Here is a 16104-nt window from a genome sequence, read left to right as displayed (position 1 = left end):
CGAGCCCCTTGCCACGGAGCTTGAGGTCAGCTGGATCAAGGCGCCGGGTTCGGCACCCGCTGATGCACCGCCTGCACCTGTGCCCTGATCTCGTCATTCAGGCTCACGTCCAGCGCGCTCAGGTTGTCGCGCAATTGCGCCAGGGTGGTCTGGCCGGTCAGAGCACTGGCCACGAAGGGCTTTTCGATGAGAAACGCCAGCGCCAGTTGCGCCGGGGTCAGGCCGTGCTGTTGGGCGATGGCCACGTACCCGGCAATCGCTTCCTGTGCCGAGGGGCTGTCGTAGCGGTTGAAGGTGCGATACACCGCCGACAGCCGCGAACCTTCGGGGCGTGCGCCATTGAGGTATTTCCCGGTCAGCGCCCCGAACGCCAGTGGCGAATACGCCAGCAGGCCAACGCCTTCCCGATGGCTGAACTCCGACAATCCGCCTTCGTACAGGCGATTGAGCAGGCTGTAGGGGTTCTGAATGCTGACGATGCGCGGCAGCCCCAGACGCTCGCTCTGCTTCAAAAACTCGGCCACCCCCCAAGGCGTTTCGTTGGACACACCGATGTGCCGAACCTTGCCTGCCTTGACCTGATCGGCCAGCACCGAAAGGGTTTCTTCGATAGCCACACTGCCCGTGTCGTCCTGATACGGGTATTCGCGCTGGCCGAAAATGTTGGTTTTGCGGTCCGGCCAATGCAGTTGATACAGGTCCAGGTAATCGGTTTTCAGCCGGGCCAGACTGCCGTCCAGCGCTTCGACGATGTTGCGTCGGTCATGACGGCTCAGCCCGTCACGAATGTGCGCCTGACCACTGGGATCACGAGCAGGACCGGCGATTTTGCTGGCCAGCACCACCTCGGCCCGACGGCCCGTCTTTGCCAGCCAGGTGCCGATGAAACGCTCGGTGGTGCGCCAGGTTTCGGCCTTGGTGGGTGTGGGGTACATCTCGGCGGTGTCGATCAGGTTGACGCCATCGGCCAGCGCCAGATCGATCTGCTGATGGGCGTCAGCTTCGGTGTTCTGGTGGCCCCAGGTCATGGTGCCCAGCCCCAGCACGCTGACGTCGATGCCGCTGTTGCCCAGTTTGCGATAACGCATGGTAGATCCTTTGTCGTGAAAAAAGCTGGCGTCGCGGATCAGGCCCGCTGCGCGTATTGGTTGGTCGGAAATGGCAGGCCCAGGTGCTCACGCAAGGTGCTGCCGGTGTATTCGTGGCGGAACACGCCGCGCTGTTGCAGCAATGGCACCACTTCGTCGACGAACACCTCGACGCCAGACGGAAACATGTCCGGCATGATGTTGAAGCCGTCGGCAGCGTGGGCCAGGAACCAGTGCGTCAGGGTCTCGGCGACCTGTTCGGGGGTGCCGACCAGCAGCCGGTGGCCCACCAGAATCCGGCGTGACAGTTGGCGAATGCTCAGGTTTTCCCGTCGCGCCAGATTCAACTGGGCTTCGAGAAAACCTTGGGAACCCCGTTCGAAGTCCGCCACGGCCCCGATGCGTGACCACGGCAAGGGCGCATCCGGGTCCAGTTCACTGGCCGGGATGCCAATGCGCCCGGCGACCTGCTCCAGCAAACCGTGCTCGCCGTGCCAGGCATTGAGCGCGTCGAAACGGGCATGGGCTTCCGCCTCGGTGCTGCCGATGACCGTCGACAGCCCCGGCATGATCTTCAGGTGTTCAGGGTTACGGCCCCAGCCCGCCGCACGTTCCTTCATTTCGCGGTAGAACAGTTGCCCGTCCTCTAGCGTGGTCTGGGTGGTGAAGATCGCATCGGCATAGCGCGAGCCTAACGCCTTGCCGCCTTCGGACGAACCGGCCTGCACCAGCACCGGCCGCCCTTGCGGCGAACGCGGCACGTTCAGCGGGCCTTTCACCGAAAAATGCTGGCCGACGAAGTCGATGGCGTGGACTTTTTTCGGGTCGGCGAAACGGCCTGCCTTGGCGTCGCCGATGATTGCGTCATCCTCCCAACTGTCCCAGAGCTTCAACGCCACATCGATGAATTCGTCAGCCCGCGCGTAGCGGTCCACGTGCAGCGGCGCCCCCGCAAGACCGAAGTTCTGCGCCGCAGCGTCCCCGGCGTTGGTCACCACATTCCACGCCGCACGGCCGCCACTGAGGTGATCCAGCGATGCGAAGCGCCGGGCGATGTTGAACGGGTCGTTGTAGGTGCTGGACGCTGTGGCAATCACACCGATGCGTTGAGTCGCCAGTGCCACAGCGGTCAACAGCACCGTCGGCTCCAGTCGCCCCGCAGGCTGCTTCGACACGTCACCGGCCAGCGCCGGGCCGTCGGCGAGAAAGATCGCATCGAGGCAGCCACGCTCGGAAATCCGCGCAATATTGCGGTAGTAATCGACGTCCAGATAGGCGTTGGCCGCCACTTCGGCGCTGCGCCACGCACCGGAATGCGCGCCAAAGCCGAGGATGTTCATGCCCAGGCTCATCTGCCCGGCCCGGATGTTTTGGGTCGCTGTGCTCATACTGCGCTCGCTTCGTCACGGGCGCCGCTGCCCTGCTGTTCGGCATCTGCCGCTTGCAGGGCACGCCACGCCGCGTTGGGGGTGATGTCGTTGAGGTAGAAGTTGCCCAGCGCCCGCTCGCGGAAGATCGCCGGGTTGTGCGAAGCCAACGTGCGCGCATTGCGCCAGTGGCGGTCAAAGCGTCGGCTTTCACTGGTGGCCGACGCACCGCCCACCTCGAACAGCAAGGTGGTGGCTTCCAGCACCTGCTCCAGCACGATCTGCTGGGCCTGATAGGCGCGGATCTCCGCTTCGGTGTAATGCGCCTCGATGGCGTAGCCACCCTGCTCCGCTTCGTACACGTCTTGCAGCACCTGAGCCACGGCCAGGACCTGGGTGCGCGCCGAATAGGCCAGGCTCGACAACCGCCCGATCACGCGCTGCACCAGTGGGTCATCCTTGGGGCTGGACTGGCCCGGAACGCCGAAGGCGCGGGTGCGCCCTTTGACGAACGCCGTCGCGTCACGCAGCACCGCGTTGGCGATGCCGGTCAGGGTTGCCAGGTGAAATAGCTGATAGAACGCCGACAGGTAGGATTCGGCGCGCAACTCGTCCTTTTTGAAACGCCGCACGAGGTGTGCGTCCGGTACGTGGACGTCCTTGAAGCGCGTGGTGCCGCTGCCGGTCAGACGCTGGCCGAAACCGTCCCAGTCGTCTTCCACCGTGACGCCGGGGGCGTCGGTCGGCACCGCAAGGCTGACGAAGTCATCGCCATCCAGCGCCACCGCCGCGATCCAGTCGGCGTACAGGGTGCCGGTGCAGTAATACTTTTCGCCATTGAGCCGCCAGCCTGCAGCGAGGTTGCCCGGCTCGACCGCTGTGAGGGTCACCGAATTGCGCGTGGTGTCGGTGCGCTCCGCCATGGCCGCGCCCCACAGCTCTCCGCTGGCGGCTTTGCTCAACCAGTATTGCTGGGAGTCCGCTTCCCGGCTGGACAGGCGCCCCTCGACGAACCCGAAGTGCGCCCGCACGATCTGCGGCAGGTTGGAGTCTGCTTCGCCCAGCGCGATCAGCAACTCAAACAACTGCGGCAGGCTGGCGCCCAACCCGCCCAACGCCTGCGGAACACGCAAGGCACCGAAACCGGCGTCGCGCAGCCACTGCACGGCTTCGAAGGCCAATTCACGCTGCTGCTCGCGGGGCACGGCGGTGTCAGCGATCCGGGCAAACACATCGGCAAAGCGCCGTTGCAGGTCTTCAAACTTCACATCAGGGGCAATCGCGGCGTTCATGGGGCTTCCTTATTCGTGATCGTTGACGTTCATGGCCATCAGGCGTGGGCCGAACGCGGGTCGATCCAGCGGTTGACCAGGTCGACGGCGAGGTTGACCACCACATAAACGGTGGCCGCCAGCAGGGTCACGCCCAGCACCATCGGCACGTCTTTGTTACTGGTGGCGTCGAGCATCAGACGACCGATGCCCTGACGCGCGAACAACAGTTCGATCACCACGGCGCCGCCCAGCAGGCTGGCAAAGATGAATCCGGCCAGGGTCACCAGCGGCACCAGCGCATGACGCAAGGCATGACGTAACCGCACGGCGGTTTCCGACAGTCCTTTGGCGCGGGCCATGGCGATGAAGGGTTGTTCGAGGGTGTCTTCCAGCGACTGACGCAGCAGTTGCGTCAACACGGCTGCGACCGGCAATGCCAGCGCCACCGAGGGCAGAATCAACGAGCGCCAGCCCACCGAGCCCGAAGGCGGCAGCCAGTGCCAGTGAAAGGAGAACGCGAGCAACAGCAGAATCCCGATCACGAAGGACGGCGCCGAAGAAATCACCAGTTCGCTGCCCGAGGCCAGCGAACGCACCCAGCGCGAACGGTTGGCCGTGAGGATGGCGCAGACCAGCGCCAGCACGACGGCCAGCAGCGCCGCGCTGAGGGACAACTGGACGGTGGCGCCGAGCTGTTCGCGAATCGCCTGCGACACGGGAATACGCAGACGATAAGACTCACCCAGATCGCCATGGGCCAGCCGCTCAAGGTAATGCCCGTATTGCACGATCAGTGGCTGGTCGAGGCCGTATTCGGCGCGCACTCGCGCGAGTAATTCGGGCGTGGGCAACGCGTCCGGGCCACCGAGGATGGCCAGTGCGGTGTCGCCGCCGCTGAAGTTGACGGCCAAAAACGTCAGGGTCGCCGCGCCCCACAGCACGCCGATGCCCGCCAGCAATCGCCCGGCAATGTGTTTGACCGCGCTCATGGCTGCCCCCGGTCCAGCCAGAGGCTGGTGAAGAATGGAACGTTGTGGGAGGTGTCGAAAATCACTCCTTTCACCTGCGTGCTGTAGGCCGTCAGCACCTGACTTTCCACCGACGGCACCGCGGGCACGGTCTCGGTCAGGCGCTTTTGGGCCTCGGCATACAGCGCCTTCAACTCCACCGGGTCTCGGGAGCGGCGTGCGGCACTGAGCACCCGATCAAGCTCGGCGTCGCGAAACCTTCCGGCGTTCTGGCCGATCAGTTTCGGCGTGCTGATGGACTGGCTGTGGTAGAGCACGAACAGGCCGTCCGGCGTATTGGTGTGCCAATAACCCGCGGCCAGCGCCTGGAATTTCCCGGCGTAACGACGCTCGGTGACCCGCGTGAGGGGCAGCATCTCGATGGGCATGTCAAAGCCGACTTTCTTCAGGTCCGCCTGAATCGCCACCGAGACACTGGCCGGGAACGCCGGGTTGTCGTAGGTCAACAGCGTCGCTTTGAGTCGCTGGCCGTCGCGGATGCGATAGCCTTGGGCGTCGCGTTCGGTCCAGCCCGCCTGATCGAGCAATGCATTTGCAGCCTTCACGTCATAAGCCAGCGCGTCACTGTTCGGCTGATAGAACCGGGTATTGGCCGCGAGAAAGTCGGGCTTGCTGATGAACTCGCCAAAGCCGGAAATCCACGCCAGACCGTCACGGTCTATCGCCTTGGCCACTGCCTTGCGTACGCGCACGTCATCGAACGGCGCCTGCTCGACGTTGAACGTCATGCTGCGGCTGGGATTGCCTTTGCGAATCCGACTGCGCATCACCAGATTCGGGTTGGCGCGAATCGCCGCCGCGTTCTGCGCCGGGGCATCCAACGCGAAATCGGACTGCCCGGACTCCAGCGCGGTGAAGCGAATCATCGCTTCTGGCACGTAGCTCAGCTCAATACGGTCCAGATACGCCTCGCCCACATGCCGCGTCACGGGCGGCGCCCAGTGGTAACCGGGACGCCGGACGAACACTGCGCCCTGATCGCGGGTGTAGCTTTGCAATAGAAACGGGCCGCTGCCGACCGGGTGTTCGGCGATGGTTTTCGGCGCCTCACGAATCTGTTTCGGCGAGACCATGCCCAACCAGGACTGGGCCAACACATCGAGAAAGGGCGTGTAGGGTTCGCGCAAATGGGCTTCGAAGGTGTACGCGTCCACCACCCGGCCATCCAGATACGGCGCGATGTAGGCGGCGGCCAGCGGCGACTTGGTCGCCGGGTCGCGCATGTGCTCAAGGTTGGTTTGCAGCGCGGCGGCGTCGAATTTTTCGCCGTCGCTGAAGGTCACGTCATCGCGCAGATGAAAGGTGTAGGTCTTGCCGTCCTCGGAAATGTCCCAGGATTTCGCTAGCCATGGACTGATGTTGCCTTGCTCATCCTGATAGACGAGACAGTCGAACAGAATGCGCCCCATCCACTGCATGTTGCCGTTGGACAAGGCGTGGATGTCGAAACTGCCAGCGTCCGATGCCGCCGACACGCGCAAGGTGCCGCCTTGACGACCAGGTGATGATTCATGAAAGTCCGACGGCGCATAGGAAATAACTCCATTGCTTACTGTACCGTCAGCATGAGGAGCGCCCGGTTCCGGTGAAGTGGCAGGTGAACAGGCACAGAGCACCATGACCAGCGACAACACAGTTGAAAGTTTGAATAAGGACGTCAAAGAAGTTCCCTTGAAATAACTCACTCGCGACACATGCGAACAACACCAATGAGGACTATGCAGCGAGCATGCCATCGCCACCTCGAACTTTTTGAAAGACCTTATTTATGTATCGCGTATTTAACCGACCCAGCCGCTCGTTGCCCGACGGGCCGGGCACCACGCCTGCACTCAAGACCTCTTCCGCGGCGCACGCCCAGCGGGCGACACGCCCGACGGGGCTTGCAACACTGTCTATGCTTATAACCCGATCACTGCCCCCTTTTGTTCCCACCCTGACAGACTGCTCATTAAGTGTTGATTTTTCGACAACGCCCTCCACAACACTCACCCGTGCGCACAATAAAACAACTGTTGAATTTCAGACAGCGACTCAAAACTAAGTGCAACATCACGCACGGCGCAAGGAAGAATCCCCATATAAACAGCTGTCGCACCCCAACTAGCGTTGGCACAAAATCTGCTGAATGCATAACAAGCATGACTATACGAATAGAAAGCTGGCATTTATTTATCTATTCATTAAGGAAACACACGATGCATTTAGCGTTTCGGGGAGAGTTGCAAAAATTGCCGCAGGCCATTCGCCGGGCAACATGGTTGACGAGTGTGGGATTGGGGTCTGTCTTGCTGTGCACCGGAGCCGCTCGGGCCGACGACGCGGCGACAGCATCCGACACCTCACAAGCCAACGTGCCACGGCTCAAGACCGTGACCGTACAGGCGCAGAAAGTCACGCCGGTGGAAGTGGCGAAAAGTCAGTTGGACGAAGTGCCGGGCGGCACCAGCGTGGTCGACAGCGAGCAGGTCGCCAAGGGCCGGACGGCCACGTTGCAGGACACGCTGGCCTATCAACCGGGGGTCTTCGTGCAATCCACGGGCGGTAACGATGCAGCGAAGATTTCCATTCGTGGTTCAGGGGCCAACACCTCGCCCGGCTACTTTCGCGAGGGCATCAAATTCCTGTTCAATGGCCTGCCAATCACCGGCCCCGGCGGCACGCCTTATGAGTTCCTCAACGCCTCGGGGGTGAACTACACCGAGATTCTGCGCGGCGCCAACGCCTTTCAATACGGTGCGTTGACCCTCGGCGGCGCGGTCAACTTCGTCAACCAGACCGGCTACACCGCACCGGGCTTACGCGTACGGGCCGAGGCAGGCAGTTACGGCTATCAGAAACAGAGCGTCAGCGTCGGTGGTGTCGAGGGTGATTTCGATTACTACCTCAATGCCGACAACTACCGCAGCGACGGCTATCGCGATTACAGCCTGTCGAAGAGCCAGGGCATCGTCGCCAACTTCGGCTACACATTCAGCCCGAAACTGGAAACTCAGTTCATGCTGCGTTACCGCGACGAGTACCATAACGACCCAAGCCCCACGACCCTTGATGCGGTCAAGCACCACACCCGCGACGCCAGCGCCACTGCGGCCACCAGTGGAGCGGGCAGTCGGCGACCAGGCAGCGTCTGGGCAGGCAGCAAGACCACCTACACCTTCGACGATGATTCGCGGTTGTCCGTGGGCGTTTCCTACTACGAGTATGCTCACAACAACAGCCCGAACAGCCCGGCCAACCCGAGCTACTGGGACTGGCACGATTTGAGTTTCGTGCTGGGTTACGACCGCACCGACAAGCTGTTCGGCCACGAAAGCCGCACCAACCTGGCGTTTACCTCCACCGAGCACTTGAAGGGTGAGGTCAACTCCACTTTCGCCAACAAACAGACCCGCAAGTTCGTGGACTACGGCTCCTCGTTCGATCACGTATTCTCGTTCGGCAACGATCTGGAACTGGTGGACGGACTTTGGCTGACCAGCGGGCTGTCGGCCATCAACGTGCGCCGCCATGCCGATGTCAAAGAGGCCCTGCAAGCCAACACCACGACCTACCCGACGGACGTGACGTACGACAACTGGAGCCTGGCGCCACGGATCGGCGTGCGCTATGAGTTCACGCCGCAGTTGCAGGTGTTCGCCAACGTCAGCCGCTCCATCGATCCGCCTGCCTCCTGGGAATATTCGGGCTCAGGGCCGACCACGCCGTACGTCAGGCCATTGGTGGAGCAGAAAGCAAACACCGTGGAGTTCGGGGTCAAGGGCTCAGCCGGTATTTTCGACGGCAGCCTGGCGCTTTATCGCTCGTGGGTGCGTGATGAACTGTTGAACGTGCAGATCGTCGCACCGACGGCCACCACCGCAGCGGTCACCGGTGCCTTCAACGCGACCCCGACCATCCACCAAGGCATCGAAGCCGGGCTGAATACCCGTCTGTGGGAGAACGCATCCGGCGAGAAAGTCACCTTGCGTCAGGTCTACACCTACAACGATTTCTACTACCGCCACGACCCGACGTTCGGCGACAACCAGTTGCCGGGTATTCCGAAACACATCTATCAGGGCGAAGTGCAGTATCAGCATCCGCAAGGCTTCTATACCGGTGTCAACGTGCAGTCGGTGTCGCGCACCGCCGTGGATTACGCCAACACATTCTACGCGCCCTCCTACACGATCTTTGGCGCCAACGTGGGCTACGAAACGCCGAAGAAGGACTGGAAGGTTTCGCTGGACCTGAAAAACCTGGCGAACAAGAAGTACGTCACCGCCGTGCAACCGATCTACAACGCCAACGGCCAGGACACCGCGTCACTGTACCCCGGCGACGGCATCGGCGCGTACGTCGGTGTAGAGTTCCGCTACTAGGAAGCCAAACCGTCGACAACAGGGCCGCAATGGCCCTGTCTGTCATTCATGGACAATGGTTTGCGACAAGAGGGCCACCCAGTGACTCAAAACATTTACGACACCCCCGAGTTTTTCGAAGGCTACAGCCAGCTACCCCGATCAGTGGAGGGCCTGGCCGGAGCCCCCGAGTGGCCCGCCCTGCGCGCCCTTTTGCCAGACATGAACGGACAAAACGTCGTGGACCTGGGGTGCGGTTATGGCTGGTTCGCTCGGTGGGCCGTCGAGCAAGGCGCACGCCACGTACTCGCGCTCGATGTCTCGGAAAAGATGCTGCAACGGGCTGCACGCGATGGCGAAGATTCGCGTATCACCTTTCGACGGGCCGATCTGGAACACCTTGAACTGCCGCCTGCGAGCGTTACCCTCGCCTACAGTTCGCTGGCCTTTCACTACATCGTCGACCTGCCCCGTGTGTTGCGTACGATCCACACGGCCCTCGAGCCCGGCGGGCGACTGGTGTTTTCGATTGAACACCCGATCTTCATGGCCTCGCTGAGCGCTGACTGGGTCATCGACGATCAGGGCCGTCGTTTCTGGCCAGTGGATCACTACCAGGTCGAAGGCCCACGCCGCACGAACTGGCTGGCCGAGGGCGTGATCAAGCAACACCGTACGTTGGGCACACTGTTGAACCTGCTGATCGCCAGCGGCTTGCGCCTCGATCACGTCAACGAATGGGGGCCTTCGGCGCAAGACCTGCGAGATCGTCCAATGCTGGCCGATGAAATCCACCGACCCATGATGTTGATCGTCGCGGCCAGTCGCGAATGAATTCGCTCCCACAGGCTCAAAATTCGCGTTGATTTTGCTCTCCCCACGCGCTGGTCCAGACACCGCCGAACGCGACTTGCGTGCAGGCTGAACTGTTGCGCATGAAGAGCAAGAGCTAACGGCAAGGGGACACACGCAAATCTCCAGTAGAAATCCGGCCGGGCGGCGCAGCGATTTCACGAACGCCACCGCAGGCAAGCCATGCTGCTACGGTGTGGGGCGGTCCATACAGTCTCAGTAGCGAACGCGGTATCTGTGGGAGCGAATTCATTCGCGATGCGTGGATTCGGGCAACAAAGGCTCACTGTCTACCCGCATAAGCTAATAGCCACACGATATTTAAATAATATTTTTTAGAACTCTAAGATCGATAGCTCAACGCCATCCCACTTTTTCGATCACGAGTCCATCATGAACTTTCCCGCTATCCGCCTCAGAATGACACTCCGTTGCCCCGTGTTCGCAAGCCTCGCCATTGCGTTAGCGTGCACACTCGCGTTGCCCGCTCAAGCGCGAGAAACCGTGCGTATCGGCTATCAGAAGTCGTCGACATTGATCACCCTGCTCAAAGCCCAGGGCACGCTGGAGCAAGCGCTCGCCAAAGACAATATCGACATCAGTTGGCATGAGTTCCCCAGTGGACTGCCACTTCTGGAGGCGCTGAATATTGGCAACGTCGATATCAGCGCGGATGTGGCCGACACGGTGCCCATCTTTGCCCAGGCGGCTCAAGCGAAGCTCACCTATTTTGCGGAGGAATCAGCGTCCCCGAGCGCCCAAGCCATCGTCGTCGCCAAAGACTCGCCGATCCGACAGTTGTCCGACCTGAAAGGCAAGAAGATCGCCGTGACCAAGGCCGCAGGCACCCATTACTTGCTGATAGCGGCGCTGAACAAGGCCGGTTTGAGCTTCGCCGACATCCAGCCCGCCTACCTCACGCCCGCCGACGGGCGCGCTGCCTTCGAGAACGGCAAGGTCGACGCGTGGGTGACCTGGGAACCTTTCCTGACCAGCGTGCAACGTCAATTGCCGACCCGAACCCTGACCGATGGCTCCGGCCTGGCCAGCTACAAGCGCTATTACCTGACCAGCACGGCTTACGCTGATACTCACCCGGATGTACTCAAACGCGTGTACCAGCAGCTTCAGGAAGCAGGCCAATGGGTCAAAAAGAACCCGAAAGACGCCGCCCAGGTGCTGGGGCCGCTGTGGGGCAACCTTGATACACAAACCGTCGAAGCGGCCAATGAGCATCGCAGTTATCACGTCGAACCGGTGCAGGCAGGAAACCTGGGCGAGCAACAGAAAATTGCCGATGCGTTCTTCGCCGCGGGCCTGTTGCCCAAAGCGGTGGATGCCAGCGACGTGGGAATCTGGAAACCGTAACAGACACTACCGACGATCTCCCGTCGTAGCAGCAGGCAAACTCACCTATGCTCTGAACTGTCGCGCCCCCACGTGCAGCCCTGGAGCCCCTTGATGAGAACACTGCCCGTCGTGTGCGCCCTGCTGCTGGCCACTCACTTCGGTCCCGCCTTCGCTGAAGAATGGACCCTGGCCAAAGACGAAGATGGCATCAGGGTCTACCTGAGCCAGCGCGTCGGCTCGCAATACCAGAGTTTCCGGGGGGTGGCGAGAATCAAGGCCGACGTGTCCACGCTCAGTCGCCTACAGGAAAACCTGACTATCGCTTGCAACTGGTTGTACGCCTGCGCGGACATGCGCTTGCTGAAAGTCGATGGCGACAGCACGTTCGTCTACCTGACCACCGCTCTTCCCTGGCCCGCCAACACCCGCGACATGGTTCTGAAAGTGCAGACCGAACAGACTGACGACGGCGGCGTGCTGCGGCGTTTGAGTGCGGTCAACGGCATGGAACCGGTGGTGCCGGGGCTGATTCGCGTGGAGCAACTGGAGGGCATCTGGCAGATGGTGCCCCAAGGAGAACGGGAAACCGAAGTGACGTACCAGTTGCAGGCCGAACCGGCCGGAGACATTCCGTCGTGGCTGGCCAACCGTTTCGTGATCGACGCACCGATGGTGACGCTCAGAACATTGCGCGCGGTTGCCGAGCGCCAGGGCGGGCACTCGGCGGAACTGGACGATGGCGTCGGCAAACCTTGAGGCACCCGTCGTCGGAAATCAGCAACCCCCCAACCCGCCTGGCAGTCGTACGTTCACACGCCTGAAAAGGAGTACGACCATGCCTCTGCAATTCGATGCCAGCCACGAGCATTGCTCGGCCGTAGTGGACGGCGCTGTCTACCGCAGCGCAATCGTCGATGTGGTCATCACCACCAACGACGCCACGCACATGTCCGAAGCGCAAATTGACGGGCAGAAAGTGCCCATTACCGAACCCGAAGCCGATGCGCTGACGGTGTACAGGGCCAAAGACATGCGCCATCACACCATCGGCGTCGAGCCGGGCGAGGATTCGCCTGTCATTTAGCGTGATGGGTGGGGCAACCCGCGCCGCCCCACGTCCCGGACCTCAACCTTTGAGCAGCGATGGGTCCGCCTGAAGCAGAACCTTGTCCTGGATGCCCGCCAGGGTGTCTTTCAACAACGAGGCGCCGCGCCCCTGTCTGGCTTCTTTATCCTGCTGTAGCGCTTGCTGCAGCACGCCGAGCAGGTTCTGGGTTTTAGTGGACGTCGTCGGTGTCAGCGTTTCGTCTTCCAGCCGCCCCATTACGTATTTCGACACCCGTGTGGACTGGCTGGCCGACTGGGTAACGGACGCCTGCACCAGTTCGCCTTTGTTATAGCCGATGGTGGTCTTGCTGCTGGCCGAGTCGTTGACCTCGTAATACAGGTAGTTCTGCGAGGCCGGGTCTTTGCTCAGTTCCAGCTTCTGACCGGCGGCCAGTGGCTTGTGATAGGTGGCCACCAGATGGGACTGCTGGTCCTGAACGAGTGTGCGGTTGAGTTGATCGCGACCCTTGGTTTCGGTTTTCTGCGACAGGTCGTAGGCGAAGCTGTCCAGTTCATTGGGCCGCGCCGGGTTACCCGCCGAGGTTTTTTCAGTGACCGATGCGCTGAAATCCGCCAGACCGCTGAGCAGTGCGTGATCGGTGTCGGTCAGGGCGATGGAGTTGACGGTCTGAGGCGCGGTCGACTCGCGACTGCCGGGGTAATGGCTATGCAAGGATTTAAAGGCGTCCTGGAACATCGACAGCAATTGCGGGTCACCGTCGCCGCGCTTGCGTGCCGCCTCAATCTGGTTCAGGTAGCTGTTCAGCGCTTTGGCCTGCTGATCGCTGTTGCCGATGATCGCGCTTTTTTTCAGGTCCACACTCAGATTCAAATCACCGGAAGCGCCGCTCATGCGCACGCTGCGTTGAGTCTCGTCGGCTTGGAATTCCAGGGTCTGCAGACTGCCATCGTCCAGTTTCAAATGCGTGTTGAGGTCGACCGAGGAAAACACCTTGCTGTCGAACCGGGTCAACGCATCGAGTTTGAGCTGTGGCGGTTTGGCGGACAGACCGTCGATGGCCGATTGAAAACCATCCGCCATTTTGCCCAAGGCCAGCAGTTCGTCATCGCTCAATTTGCCGCCGTTGACGTCCGCCTGCACCGCCAGGCCTTTGTCGGTGCTGGTCAGCGTCAGTTGCACGGTTTTGCCGCTGGCGGTTTTGAGGGTCAGGCTGATGCTGTTGTCCGCCGCGTCGCTGTGCAGTTTTTTCTGCGCGGCTGCGAGGGCGGCGGGTTCCAGCGCAGAACCGCTCGTGGAACTGATCATCGACTGGGAGACGCCCTTGCCGGTTTGCGCCAGTTGAGTGATCAGCGAGGCCCCCAGGCCTTGAAAACGGCTGACGCCGGACAGGGTGCTGAAATTGCCCTGCATCACTAGCGAAACCTTGTCTTGCGGGGTGTATTCCCATGCCGGTGCGACGTCAGGGGCGTTGATGACGCCACGGGAGGTGTAGGTCTGCGCATCGGCAACGCTGGTGGTCTGGCCCAGCGTGACCACGGACGACGGCGAAGTCGCACTCGTCGAGGCCTGCGTCGACGTGTTGACAGCCGGGGTCGCGGCCACGCTGGTGAGCACCAACGGTTGCACGGCTGATACAGAAGAAATCGCGGTCATGGTGGCTCCATGCTCCAATGGATCGGTAGTGTCCTGCCTGCTGTGTCGGCAGCCACTACGACAACTTGAAGAAATGTATCGGGGCCGACACACTCCTTCGGCGCGAAGACTTAACGCAAGGCGTTGGCGATCTCCTCCAGAATCAGCGGATCATCAATGGTGGCGGGAATCGTGTAAGCCTCCCCGTCGGCAATCTTGCGCAACACGGCACGCAAGGTTTTGCCTGACCGGGTCTTGGGCAGCCGCTTGACCACCACCACGCGATTGAAACAAGCCAACGCGCCGATTCGCTCACGCATGTGGGCGATCAATTCCCGAGAAACCACCTCCGCCCCCTGCTCCACGCCGTCCTTGAGCACCACCAACGCCAACGGCACCTGGCCCTTGATGTCGTCGTGCACGCCAATCACCGCGCTTTCTGCAACCGCCGGGTGTTGTCCGGTCAGATCCTCCATTTCGCCCGTAGACAGCCGATGGCCCGACACGTTGATCACGTCGTCAGTGCGCCCCATGATGTGCACAAAGCCGCTGTCATCAATGAAACCGCCATCGCCTGTGTTGTAATAGCCCGCAAACGCCTGCAAATAAGCGCTGAGGTAGCGCTCGTGATCGCCCCACAACGTCTGGCTGCAACCGGGGGGCAGCGGCAAGGCAATGACGATCGCGCCCTGCTCGCCGGGGGGCAATCGTCGCCCTTCGTCATCCAGCACCTGAACGGCATAACCCGGCACCGCACGATTGCTCGATCCAGGTGCCGGTTCATGCCCCTCCAGACCAAGGCACGGTGCGGTCACCGGCCAGCCCGTCTCCGTCTGCCACCAGTGATCGAGCACCGGCTTTGCGGTGAGCTGCTGCAGCCACTCATGGGTGCTGGAGTCGAGTTTTTCCCCCGCCAGAAACACCCGACGCAGCGAACCCAGGTCCCGCCCCTTGAGTAACCGGCCTTGCGGGTCTTCTTTGCGGATCGCGCGTATCGCGGTGGGCGCACAAAACAGCGCGTTGACCCCATACTGCTCGACCACCCGCCAGTAAGCCCCGGCGTCCGGGGTGCGCACGGGTTTGCCCTCGTAGAAAATCGTCGTGCATCCCGCCATCAACGGGCCGTAGACAATCAACGTGTGCCCGACCACCCAGCCGACGTCGGAGATGCCCCACCACACATCCCCCGCCTGCATCCCGTACACTTGGTTCATGGTGTAACGCATCGCCACGGCATGACCGCCGTTTTCACGCACGATGCCTTTGGGTTTGCCCGTGGTGCCGGAAGTGTAAAGAATGTACAGCGGGTCCAGGCTCGATACCGGAACAGGGTCGACCGGCCCCACCCCGTGCAGCGCCTGCGCCCAGTCCAGATCACGCCCCTCTTGCAGCAACGCGAGGGACTGCGGACGTTGCCACACCAGCACCCGCCGAGGATTGAACCGTGCCAGCTCCAGCGCCTTGTCAACCAGCGGTTTGTAAGGAATGACCCGGTCAAACTCCAGACCACAGGAGGCCGTGAGCAAGAGCTTCGGCTTGAGGTCGTCAATGCGAATCGCCAGTTCATGAGGCGCAAAGCCGCCGAACACCACCGAGTGCACGGCGCCGATCCGCGCGCAGGCCAGCATGGCCATGGCGGCCTGCGGAATCATCGGCATGTAAATGATGACACCGTCGCCCTTTTCCACACCCAGTTGGCGCAGCAGCCCGGCCAGGCGTGCGACCTCGTCACGCAATTGATTGAAAGTGAAACAGGCCTGCTGATCCGTCACGGGTGAATCGTAGATCAACGCCCACTGATCACCCCGGCCCTGTTCGATTTGAAGGTCCAGCGCCAAGTGGCACGTATTGAGCTGACCGTCGGCAAACCAGCGATGGGTTCCGTCGGGCAGGGTTTGCAAGGTTTGCTGCGGCGGGCGATACCAGTCCACCTGAAGCGCCTGTTGCGCCCAGTACACCTCCGGCTCGGCGATGGATTGCGCGTAGTGCCGGGCGTAGTGTCCGTTGTTTCGGTTATTCATCCGTGGATCCCTGTGATTATTGTTATGAGGGCCAAAGCACAGCCATGACGTTAGCAGACGGCGCAGACTCGAGCGTCCGG

The 16104-nt window shown here is 61.6% G+C and carries 12 protein-coding genes; 5 read left to right on the top strand and 7 right to left on the bottom strand.

Translation table 11 applies throughout. From position 1 onward, the window contains the following. Positions 1–35: 35 nt before the first annotated feature. Genes ACI5GA_RS00325 through ACI5GA_RS00305 form a run of 5 tightly spaced genes read right to left on the bottom strand, consistent with a single transcriptional unit; the run spans position 36 to position 6232 of the window. On the bottom strand, positions 36–1088 hold the full coding sequence (locus ACI5GA_RS00325) for an NADP(H)-dependent aldo-keto reductase (protein WP_421421050.1): 1053 nt from the start codon (positions 1086–1088) through the stop codon (positions 36–38). Positions 1089–1126: 38 nt separating this feature from the next. Continuing rightward, the gene (locus ACI5GA_RS00320; protein ID WP_421421048.1) at positions 1127–2476 is read right to left on the bottom strand and encodes an LLM class flavin-dependent oxidoreductase; all 1350 of its coding nucleotides are present in this window, start codon (positions 2474–2476) and stop codon (positions 1127–1129) included. After that, positions 2473–3747: an acyl-CoA dehydrogenase family protein gene (locus ACI5GA_RS00315; protein WP_421421047.1), complete on the bottom strand. Its 1275-nt coding sequence runs from the start codon at positions 3745–3747 to the stop codon at positions 2473–2475. The genes ACI5GA_RS00320 and ACI5GA_RS00315 overlap by 4 nt, the downstream gene beginning before the upstream one ends. A gap of 38 nt (positions 3748–3785) precedes the next feature. After that, positions 3786–4718: an ABC transporter permease gene (locus ACI5GA_RS00310; protein ID WP_404637855.1), complete on the bottom strand. Its 933-nt coding sequence runs from the start codon at positions 4716–4718 to the stop codon at positions 3786–3788. After that, the gene (locus ACI5GA_RS00305; RefSeq protein ID WP_421421045.1) at positions 4715–6232 is read right to left on the bottom strand and encodes an ABC transporter substrate-binding protein; all 1518 of its coding nucleotides are present in this window, start codon (positions 6230–6232) and stop codon (positions 4715–4717) included. The genes ACI5GA_RS00310 and ACI5GA_RS00305 overlap by 4 nt, the downstream gene beginning before the upstream one ends. 723 nt (positions 6233–6955) lie before the next feature. Here ACI5GA_RS00305 and ACI5GA_RS00300 point away from each other — a divergent pair. From ACI5GA_RS00300 to ACI5GA_RS00280, 5 genes are all read left to right on the top strand, one after another. Then, positions 6956–9121, top strand: a complete 2166-nt coding sequence (locus tag ACI5GA_RS00300) for a TonB-dependent receptor family protein (RefSeq protein ID WP_421421043.1) — start codon at positions 6956–6958, stop codon at positions 9119–9121. Positions 9122–9202: 81 nt separating this feature from the next. Then, positions 9203–9934 carry a class I SAM-dependent methyltransferase gene (locus ACI5GA_RS00295; RefSeq protein WP_421421042.1) on the top strand — a complete coding sequence of 244 codons (732 nt, stop codon included), beginning with the start codon at positions 9203–9205 and terminating at the stop codon, positions 9932–9934. 438 nt (positions 9935–10372) lie between these two features. Continuing rightward, positions 10373–11320 carry an aliphatic sulfonate ABC transporter substrate-binding protein gene (locus tag ACI5GA_RS00290; protein WP_421425418.1) on the top strand — a complete coding sequence of 316 codons (948 nt, stop codon included), beginning with the start codon at positions 10373–10375 and terminating at the stop codon, positions 11318–11320. Positions 11321–11413: 93 nt separating this feature from the next. Then, positions 11414–12058 (top strand): START domain-containing protein, encoded by a 645-nt coding sequence (locus tag ACI5GA_RS00285; protein ID WP_421421040.1) that lies wholly within the window; start codon positions 11414–11416, stop codon positions 12056–12058. A 79-nt stretch (positions 12059–12137) separates the two neighbouring features. Continuing rightward, positions 12138–12386, top strand: coding sequence for a DUF3203 family protein (locus ACI5GA_RS00280; RefSeq protein ID WP_421421038.1), 249 nt, complete (start codon positions 12138–12140; stop codon positions 12384–12386). Positions 12387–12428: 42 nt separating this feature from the next. Here the strand turns inward: ACI5GA_RS00280 and ACI5GA_RS00275 are convergent, their stop codons facing one another. Together ACI5GA_RS00275 and ACI5GA_RS00270 are read right to left on the bottom strand one after the other, a co-directional pair. Then, the gene (locus ACI5GA_RS00275) at positions 12429–14024 is read right to left on the bottom strand and encodes a lactate dehydrogenase (protein WP_421421036.1); all 1596 of its coding nucleotides are present in this window, start codon (positions 14022–14024) and stop codon (positions 12429–12431) included. A 110-nt stretch (positions 14025–14134) separates the two neighbouring features. Further along, on the bottom strand, positions 14135–16024 hold the full coding sequence (locus tag ACI5GA_RS00270; protein WP_421421034.1) for a propionyl-CoA synthetase: 1890 nt from the start codon (positions 16022–16024) through the stop codon (positions 14135–14137). Positions 16025–16104 lie beyond the last annotated feature (80 nt).

Source organism: Pseudomonas sp. Pseu.R1, assembly GCF_045764065.1.
Lineage (GTDB): Bacteria > Pseudomonadota > Gammaproteobacteria > Pseudomonadales > Pseudomonadaceae > Aquipseudomonas.
Note: the sequence above shows the minus strand (reverse complement) of the source record. Positions and strands in the feature narration are given on the sequence as shown.